Consider the following 8,225-nt stretch of genomic DNA (forward strand, 5'->3'; position numbering starts at 1 on the left):
GGAAGTCCCCTGAAACAGGTCTTACATGGGGGACGGCAGGGAACTGCTCGCGCTCAGGAGGCCAGCGGCAGGATCTCGTCGCCCGCCGACGCGCGGCAGTCCGGTGGCAGCGGCTGCCAGCCGCGGCGCACGACGATCTGACCGCCGCTCGCGCACAGCTCGATGCGCCGGGCCTGCGGCACCCGCTGGTGGGCAAAGGCCTCGAGCGCCGCCGGGGTCGAGACCTTCAGGCGCATCGCATAGAGGTCGTCGAGCGGATGATCGTCGCTGTGGATCAGCGGCACGAACTGGGCCGCGAACATCACCGCATGCGACGGTACGAGCACCGGCGCGGGGTCATAGCCCAGCGACCGCAGCGCGCGCTGCGCCTGCGCGCGGTCGGGCGCGCGATCCGGCGGGTCCTCGCCGCCGGGCGTCCAGGCGAAGCCCATCAACTCCGCGACCCACTGGTTGCAGTTCTGGTAGCGCGTGGCGAAGGCGTAGGCGCTCGCGCTGTAGCGCGGCGATAGCAGCGCGAGCGCCAGGCGGTTGTCCAAGGCGCGCGTGGCCAGTTGGTCGCCGGCCTCGCCGGGCAGCGTCACGATGGCGAGCCGGATCGGCGCGGTCCGGCCCGCGCTGAGCAGGAAGCCGGCCAGGCCCTGGTCGTAGAGCCGGGCCCGGGACTCGTCGCAGGCGTAATAGAGCTGTCGCACCGACCAGGGGCCGTTGCGGCTGTCCTTCAACGCCAGGCCGCTGTGGGAGTACTGCAGCTGGAAGCGACTCAGGTCGGTGCCGGAGCGCGACACCAGCGCGGCCTCCACGCCGCTGGCTTCCAGCACCCGGCGCGCGACCGCGACGACCTGGAGCTGGCGGTCCTGCTCGCTGGCGGGGACCTCGCCGCCGCGGTCGCAGAAGGTCGCTGCCTGGGCGCCCCGGACGAGCGCGAGTCCAAGGACCAGCGCGGCGACACGGCCGCCCGCGGTGGCGGCGCGCGGCCCGCGCGGGCTCACAGGGTCACCGGATGGGATTCCAGTTCGCGGTGCCAGTCGTCGCGCAGCGCCAGCAGGAAGGCCTGGCGGTTCTCGGCGCGGGCGAACTCGTAGCCGTAATCGCGCTGGCGGGCCAGCACATGGTCGCCCACCCGCAATGGCTGGTCGGCGACCGCCTGCTTGGGCACGTAGAGGAAGAAATCGGTGCCGCCTTCGGCGCGGACGGGCTGCAGGTGCAGGCGCGTCGTGTCGGCGCGGCCGGCGGCATCCTCGACGGCGAGGACCTTGTACTCGCCTTCGGCGACCTTGCGGTCCTTGCTGGAGCTGTCGCTCGACTGGCCGATCGAATCGGACAGCTGCTTCGACGACACCGAGCCGGCGCTGGAGGCCGAGGTCACGATGCTGTCGGCGCGTGCCGGCGCGGCGCCGAGGGCCGCGGCCGCGGCAGTCGCGGCGAAGACGAGGGAAAGGCGGGGGAAGCTGTGGCGCATAAGACCGTCCATGGGCAAGTCGAGCCGGCCGCGAGGGCGGCCGGACGGCGCAAGCATAGGCGAACGCGCAGCATCAGGCGGCTCATGCCCGCCGGGGAGGTTCAGGCTCAGTTGAGCTCGCCCGCGGGCACCACCGGCAGCACGACACTCGACGGCCGCAGAGGCCCGGCGTGGAGCGTCGTGACGTTGCCGTCGGCCTGGCGCTGCAGCGGCGTCGGCCAGATGCCCTGCGCCTGGTTGCTCGCGCTGATCGCGATGCGCAAGCGATGCCCCGCGCGGATCAGCGCCGCGACCGGGAAGACCTCCACCGGCACCAGCATCGGCTCGCCGGCCACCACCGGCAGCACCGCGCCGGAGGTGAACGGATGCCACGGCTGGATCATCGTGCCGTTGACGAAGCGCGAGCGGCGGGTGTCCACCGCCCGGTGCGCGGCCGACATCAGCCCGTGCGTCAGCGGCTTGACCGTGCCGGTGGCCGGATCGACGTCGTCGACGCGCACCGACAGCGCCGCCTGGGTGCGCGTCGCCGAGATCCACAGGTCCGCCTGGATCGGGCCGTTCAGGTAGAGGTCCTGCGCGAGCGGCGCGGTCTCGAAGATCGCCGCGCCCTGCAGCGACTCGACGCGCGCGCTGTCCGAGTAGCAGGGCCGCGGCAGCAGCCCGGCCAGGCCCAGCGTCCACTGCACCTGGCTCGCCGAGCAGTCGCTGTGGTCGCGCACCTGCACGCTCGCGGTGAACAGCGTCCCCAGCGCCGTGCCGCGGGTGGCGGTCGGCGCCGGCGGCTCGATCACCGTCCGCTCGGCCGTCTCCGCCGGGATGCGCGCGGCCAGGCTGCCGTCGGGTTGCAGGTACCAGCGCTGCGGCGCCATCCGCGGATGCGGCCAGTCGCTCGCCGTCGCGAAGCGCGGCGTGCCGCCGGTGCCGTAGCCGTCGACGAACTGCGTCACCGTCGGCAGCGCCTCGGCGCCGGTCGCGCGGCCCTGCAGGTACTGGTCGAACCACTGCAGCAGCAGGGAGGTCGTGCTCGGCGGGCCGTACGACGGTGCGCCGCCGTAGCCCGAGACGCCGGCCTGCACCGACTGCAGGTGCGCACCCGGCAGGATCGCCAGCTTGGCCGGCACGTTGCGCTTGAGCTGCTCGTACAGCAAGGGCTGGTCGCGCTGGAAGATGTCCAGCGACGCGCCGACGATGAAGGTCGGCACCCGGATCTTCCCGGCGCTCTCCACCGGTGAACGGCCGGCCCAGAAGCCGCCGTCGTCGGTGGCGATGCCGCTCGCGCCGCCGACGAAGCCGTCGAAGGTCGGCGCGTACCAGCCGTCGATCGCCGCGACATGATCCGCCGTCGCCGCGTTGATCTGGCTGGCGTACCAGGGATGGAGCAGCAGTTCCGGCGCGTTGGCCACGCTCAGCGACTGGGTCAGCGGCAGCCAGGTGCTGAGGAACTGCGCGTTGAACATCCCCCCGGTGGCCGCGACGCCGCGGTAGGCGTCGCCCATCGGCACCTGGGCGAAGACGGCCTTCACCGCCGGATGCTGCTGCCCGGCGGTCAGCAGCGAGCTGATGCCGAGGTAGGAGGTTCCCGCCACGCCGATGCTGCCGTTGAAGAAGGGTTGGCGCGTCACCCACTCGACCGCCTCTCGGTAGGCCTGCTGCTCCTCGTCGCCGATCAGCTGCGTGACGCCGCCGCTCATGCCGGTGCCGTGGGCATCGACCGCGACGGTGACATAGCCGCGGCGCACCATGAACTGGTCCAGGCCGCCGATCAGCAGGGTATTGCCGCCGGCCGGGGTGAAAACGCCGAGGAACTGCCCGACGTCGATGCGGTAGGCCGTCTGGGTCAGCACCACCGGATAGCGGCCTGACTTGGGAATGCCCAGGAAGTCCGCCGGCATCGACACCAGCACCGCCAGCTGCTTGCCCGACGAGAGCCGGACGAACTGCAGCGGCAGCGTCACCGCGCGCGCATGGTCGGGACCGCGGGTGTACGCGGCGGCGGGCCAGGTCGCACCGGCGTTGGCCGTCACCGCCGGATTGGGCGCGGCGAGCGTGCCGCGCGTGCCCAGCGTCGTCGTCTGCGCGAAGGCATGAAGCGCGCCGGCGGCGGCGAGCCCGACCAGCAGCGCGCGGCCCCGGGCGCGCCAGGAATCGGCCGCGCGGCGGGGCGTGAGGGAAGCCTGGGTCATCTCTTGTCTCCGTGATCCCGAGGTCGGGTGGTCGCTGCGGCGACTCTGTGAGGCATGAGCCGGCGACTATGCCGGGCGCCGCCCTCGCCGGGACGGAGGGGAAATCAGGAGTGCGATGGGTATGCGGCTTGCCTCGCCGGCCCGCGAGCGACGAGACGCGCCCAGACGCGACCAGACGCGGCCGGGTGCGCAGGATGTCACGCGGTACCGCATCGGCGATGTCGGGATCCGCCGCCGCGCCCGCGCTGTAGGTCAAGGCCCTACAGCAGCTGCGGCAAGCGGCGCTCATCGGGAATGGCAGCCGCTTGCTGGCGCCCGGACCGCCGGAAGCGGACCATGGCGTCCATGAAAGTCGCTGTCATCGAAGACCATGTTCCCGTGCGCCAGCTGCTGGTGCGCCGCGCCCTCAAGCTCGGCGGCCTGACGGTCGTCGCCGAGGCCTCCGGCGAGGACGAGGCGGTGGACGCCGTGATGGCGACCACGCCCGACGTCGTCCTCCTGGACCTGCGCCTGGCGCAGGGCAGCGGCCTGTCGGTGCTGACGCGCCTGCGCGGCCAGGCCTATCCGGGCCGCGTCTTCATCCTCAGCGGCGAGTCCTCCGGCGTGGTCGCCGGACTGTGCCGCCGTCGCGGCGCCGACGCCTTCTACGACAAGGCCTTCGATTTCGAGCAGCTGCTCAGCGACCTGCACGAACTCTGCAAGCGCAGCGCGGCCAACGCCCCGATGCACGCCCCGACCAGCGACGGCCCGCGCGCCGTCGCCGTCGGCTGAGGCCGCGCGACCCGCACCACCAGGGAGGACCCGCCATGAAACTCGCAATGACGCTGCCCCGCATTCCGCTGCCGACGCTGCCCAGGCTGTCCTGGTCGCCGCGCGGCGCCATGGCGTCCTGGCTGGTGGCCGGCAACCTGCTGGTGGTCGTCGCGCTGGTCGGCATGACGGCGCTCAGCCTCTGGAGCCACCGCGCGACCGAGACCGACCGCGCCCGCGACGTGGTCGAGAACCTGGCGCAGAACATGGCCGTGGAAATCAACGCCGAGCTGCGCAACGCCGACAACGCCCTGGCCACGATCGCGCTGCGCTACCGCAGCGCGCGCCAGTCGCCGGACCAGGCGGCGATGGTCGCCAAGCTGCTGCAGGAGCAGCGCGGCCTGCTGCCGCAGGTCACCGCGCTGCGCATCGCCGACATCCACGGCACGGTGAGCATCGGCCTGATGCCCGGCGAGCGTCCCTTCAACGTGGGCGACCGCGCCTATTTCTCGCAGGCCCGCACGACCGATGCGATGGTGATCTCCGAGCCGCTGAACAGCCGCGCCCAGAACCACTGGTGCATCATCCTGGCCCGCCGCCTGATCGACCATGACGGCAACTTCGACGGCATCGTCTATGCCGTGGTGACCGCCAAGCACTTCGTCGATCGCTTCAGCGGCGTCGCCCTCGGCCCGTCCGGCGCGGTGTCGCTGCGCTCGGAAGCGATGAACCTGGTGGCGCGCTACTCCGCCGGCGAGCCCGACTCGACCAAGGGCTTCGGCACCCGGTCGCTGTCGGACCAGGCGCAGCGCTCGCTGGAGCAGAACCCCGAACGCGGGGTCTACATCACCCCGACGGCGATCGACCAGGTCGATCGCATCACCGCCTACCGCAAGGTGCCGGGCTATTCGATGACGCTGTTCACCGGCATGAGCAGCGACTACTTCCTGGCCGGCTGGCGGACCCAGGTCGTGCGGCAGTCGCTGCTGGCGGCGCTGGTCGCCCTGGCGCTGGCCGCCGCCTCGGCACTGATCCACCGCATCCACCGCGGCGAGCGCCGCTCGCGGGAAGCGCTGGCGAAGCTGGCGCGCGAGCAGGACGCGATGCTGCAGAACGACCTGATCGGCATGGTCCGCGTCCGCAACGGCCACGCCGTGTGGAGCAACCCGGCGCTGGAGCGCATGTTCGGCTACGGCCCGGGCGAGATGGTCGGCCAGGCCGCCATCCGGCTGTTCCTCAGCCCGCAGGAGCATGCCCGCGTCCGAGACGCCGCGCTGACGATGATGCGCGCGGGCGGCCGCTTCCACACCCAGCTGCGCATGCGCCGCCAGGACGGCAGCGAGTTCTGGGTGGACCTGAACGGCACCGTCGTCTCGGAGACCGAATCGATGTGGATGCTGGTGGACATCGACAACCTCAAGCGCAGCGAAGAGCAGGCCCAGCACCTGGCGCTGCGCGACGTGCTGACCGGCCTGCCCAACCGTCGCCTGTTCGAGGAGAAGGTCGGCGACGCCATTCAGGGCGCGCGCCGCACCGGCCGCGGTTTCGCGGTCTGCTACCTGGACCTGGACGGCTTCAAGGCCATCAATGACCAGCACGGCCACGAGGCCGGCGACGAGGTGCTGACCGAGGTCGCCCAGCGGCTGCAGACCCTGGTCCGCGGCAACGACGTGGTCGCCCGCCTGGGCGGCGACGAGTTCGCGATCCTGCTGTCGGGCATCTCCCGTCCGGAGGATGTCGAGCAGACGCTGCAGCGCTGCCTGTTCTCGATCCAGCGCCGCATCACGCTGGACTGCGGCGAGAAGGTCTCGGTCGGCGCCAGCATCGGCGCGGTGCTCGGCGGCGGCGGCGACAACTGCCGCGAGCTGCTCCACGCGGCCGACGAATCGATGTACGCCGTCAAGCGCACCGGCAAGGGCCAGATCCAGATCGCCGGCCACCGGCATTCCGAATGGGCCGTGGCCGCATGAGCCCGCGCGCCCTGCGTGTCCCCACGCCGGTGCTGCGCGCCTGCCAGGCCGGCGCGTGCGCAGCGGCGCCGTCCGGCCTGCTGCGCCTGTTGCGCCGCCCGCGCGGGCGGTCCCTTCGATGGGCGACAGGCGGGGCGGCAAACGCCACCTCGCGCTCAACTTCCGGGCAGGATCTGCCGATGTGGAGGGAGACGCCCCTGGCGGGCGGCGGCTAGCCCGCACCCGCGTCGAGGGGCATTCATCGAGTCTGTCCAGGGGGGAGGGATCACATGAACATCGGCGCCTGGCGTCTGTCGACGCAACTGACCGTGTCCTTCGTGCTGCTGGTGGCGCTGTGCGCGCTGGTCGGCGGCATGGGACTGCTGCAGCTCAACCGGGTCCACGAGAACACGACCGAGATCGCGGAGGACTGGCTTCCCAGCATCCAGAGCATGGCCGCCATCCGGGTCAAGGCCAACCAGATCCGGCGCATGGAGCCGGACCATCTGCTCTCCGAGGACCACCAGGAGCGCGCGCAGATCGAGGGCGCGATCGCCAACGCCCGCAAGGAGCTGGCTGCGGCGGAGCAGGCCTACCAGCCCTTCATCACCAACGACGAGGAGCGCCGGCTCTATGCCGAGGTGATCGCCGCGCGCGAGGCCTACTTCAAGGCGCAGGAGAAGCTGCTGCACCTGTCGCGCAGCGAGTCCTCCGACGCCGAGGCGCGGGCCTTCTTCCGTGCCGAGTCGCGCACCAGCTTCAACAACTGGGTCCGGGCGATCGAGCGCAGCGCCGACTACAACGCCGCCGGCAGCGAGCAGTCCCGCAAGGACGCGGCGGCGGACTATGCGGCGGGGCACGGCTGGAGCGTCTCGCTGACGCTGGTGGCGGTGCTGGTGGCCGTCGGCCTGGCGCTGCTGCTGCTGGGGCATGTCCGGCGTCTCCTGGGCGGCGATCCGGCCGAGGCGGCGCGGCTGGTGCGGCAGGTCGCCGCCGGCGATCTCAGCGGCGACATCCGCGTCCGTCCCGGCGACGAGCGCAGCCTGATCGCCGGGCTGCAGGCGATGCAGGTCGGCCTGCGGGAGGTGGTCGGTGGCGTGCGGCAAGGCAGCGAATCCGTGGCCAGCGCAAGCGCGCAGATCGCCATGGGCAACAGCGACCTGAGCCAGCGCACCGAGGAACAGGCCAGCGCGCTGGAGCAGACGGCGGCGACGATGACCGAGCTCGGCGAGACGGTGCAGCAGACTTCCGAGAACGCGCAGCAGGCGGACCGCCTGGCCCGCTCCGCCAGCGAGGTGGCGCAGCGCGGCGGCGCGGTGGTGGCGCGTTTCGTCGACACGATGCGCGGCATCGACGAGAGCAGCCGCCGCATCGCCGACATCATCGGCACCATCGACGGGATCGCCTTCCAGACCAACATCCTGGCGCTCAACGCCGCGGTCGAAGCGGCGCGCGCCGGCGAGCACGGCAAGGGCTTCGCGGTGGTGGCGTCGGAGGTGCGGGCGCTGGCGGGACGCAGCGCCGAGGCGGCCAAGGAGATCAAGACGCTGATCGGCGCGAGCGTCGAGCGCGTCGAGCAGGGCACCGGGCTGGTGACCGAGGCGGGCGCGACGATGGACGAGATCGTTTCCGCCATCGGGCGCGTCACCGACGTCGTCGGCGAGATCAGCAGCGCGACCCGCGAGCAGTCGCAGGGCGTCCACCAGGTCGGCGAGGCGGTCAGCCAGATGGACCAGGTGACGCAGCAGAACGCCGCGCTGGTGGAGGAATCCGCCGCCGCCGCGGAGAGCCTGCGGCAGCAGGCGGACGCGCTGGTGCAATCGGTGGCGCGGTTCCGGCTGGGGTAGGTCGCCCGCTGCGGACGGGCGGTCCGCCTGCCGCCCG

General features: G+C 72.2%; 6 protein-coding genes. 3 read left to right on the forward strand and 3 right to left on the reverse strand.

Going from position 1 to position 8,225, the window contains the following annotated elements; all coding sequences use genetic code 11:
- Positions 1-53: 53 nt before the first annotated feature.
- The 3 genes from CS062_RS09045 to CS062_RS09055 all read right to left on the reverse strand — a co-directional run bounded on the left by CS062_RS09045 (position 54) and on the right by CS062_RS09055 (position 3,642).
- Positions 54-989 (reverse strand): DUF2145 domain-containing protein, encoded by a 936-nt coding sequence (locus tag CS062_RS09045; RefSeq protein WP_199174204.1) that lies wholly within the window; start codon positions 987-989, stop codon positions 54-56.
- Entirely contained in the window at positions 986-1,471 is a 486-nt protein-coding gene (locus tag CS062_RS09050; protein WP_233217989.1) for a hypothetical protein, read from the reverse strand. The genes CS062_RS09045 and CS062_RS09050 overlap by 4 nt, the downstream gene beginning before the upstream one ends.
- A 95-nt stretch (positions 1,472-1,566) precedes the next feature.
- Positions 1,567-3,642 (reverse strand): CocE/NonD family hydrolase, encoded by a 2,076-nt coding sequence (locus CS062_RS09055; protein WP_099861322.1) that lies wholly within the window; start codon positions 3,640-3,642, stop codon positions 1,567-1,569.
- 345 nt (positions 3,643-3,987) lie between these two features.
- Here CS062_RS09055 and CS062_RS26145 point away from each other — a divergent pair, with 345 nt between their 5' ends.
- From CS062_RS26145 to CS062_RS09070, 3 genes are all read left to right on the forward strand, one after another.
- Positions 3,988-4,413, forward strand: a complete 426-nt coding sequence (locus CS062_RS26145; RefSeq protein ID WP_158238721.1) for a response regulator transcription factor — start codon at positions 3,988-3,990, stop codon at positions 4,411-4,413.
- A gap of 35 nt (positions 4,414-4,448) precedes the next feature.
- Positions 4,449-6,362 (forward strand): bifunctional diguanylate cyclase/phosphodiesterase, encoded by a 1,914-nt coding sequence (locus CS062_RS09065; protein ID WP_099861324.1) that lies wholly within the window; start codon positions 4,449-4,451, stop codon positions 6,360-6,362.
- A gap of 269 nt (positions 6,363-6,631) precedes the next feature.
- Positions 6,632-8,188, forward strand: a complete 1,557-nt coding sequence (locus CS062_RS09070; RefSeq protein WP_099861325.1) for a methyl-accepting chemotaxis protein — start codon at positions 6,632-6,634, stop codon at positions 8,186-8,188.
- Positions 8,189-8,225 lie beyond the last annotated feature (37 nt).

The sequence above is a fragment of the Roseateles chitinivorans genome (assembly GCF_002761755.1).
In the GTDB taxonomy this organism is placed as follows: Bacteria; Pseudomonadota; Gammaproteobacteria; order Burkholderiales; family Burkholderiaceae_C; genus Roseateles; species Roseateles chitinivorans.

Bases quoted from the DNA above. Each gene is read 5' to 3' on its own strand.
- CS062_RS09050 (WP_233217989.1), bottom strand. From the start codon at position 1,471: ATGGACGGTCTTATGCGCCACAGCTTCCCCCGCCTTTCCCTCGTCTTC.
- CS062_RS09055 (WP_099861322.1), bottom strand. From the start codon at position 3,642: ATGACCCAGGCTTCCCTCACGCCCCGCCGCGCGGCCGATTCCTGGCGC.
- CS062_RS26145 (WP_158238721.1), top strand. From the start codon at position 3,988: ATGAAAGTCGCTGTCATCGAAGACCATGTTCCCGTGCGCCAGCTGCTG.
- CS062_RS09065 (WP_099861324.1), top strand. From the start codon at position 4,449: ATGAAACTCGCAATGACGCTGCCCCGCATTCCGCTGCCGACGCTGCCC.
- CS062_RS09070 (WP_099861325.1), top strand. From the start codon at position 6,632: ATGAACATCGGCGCCTGGCGTCTGTCGACGCAACTGACCGTGTCCTTC.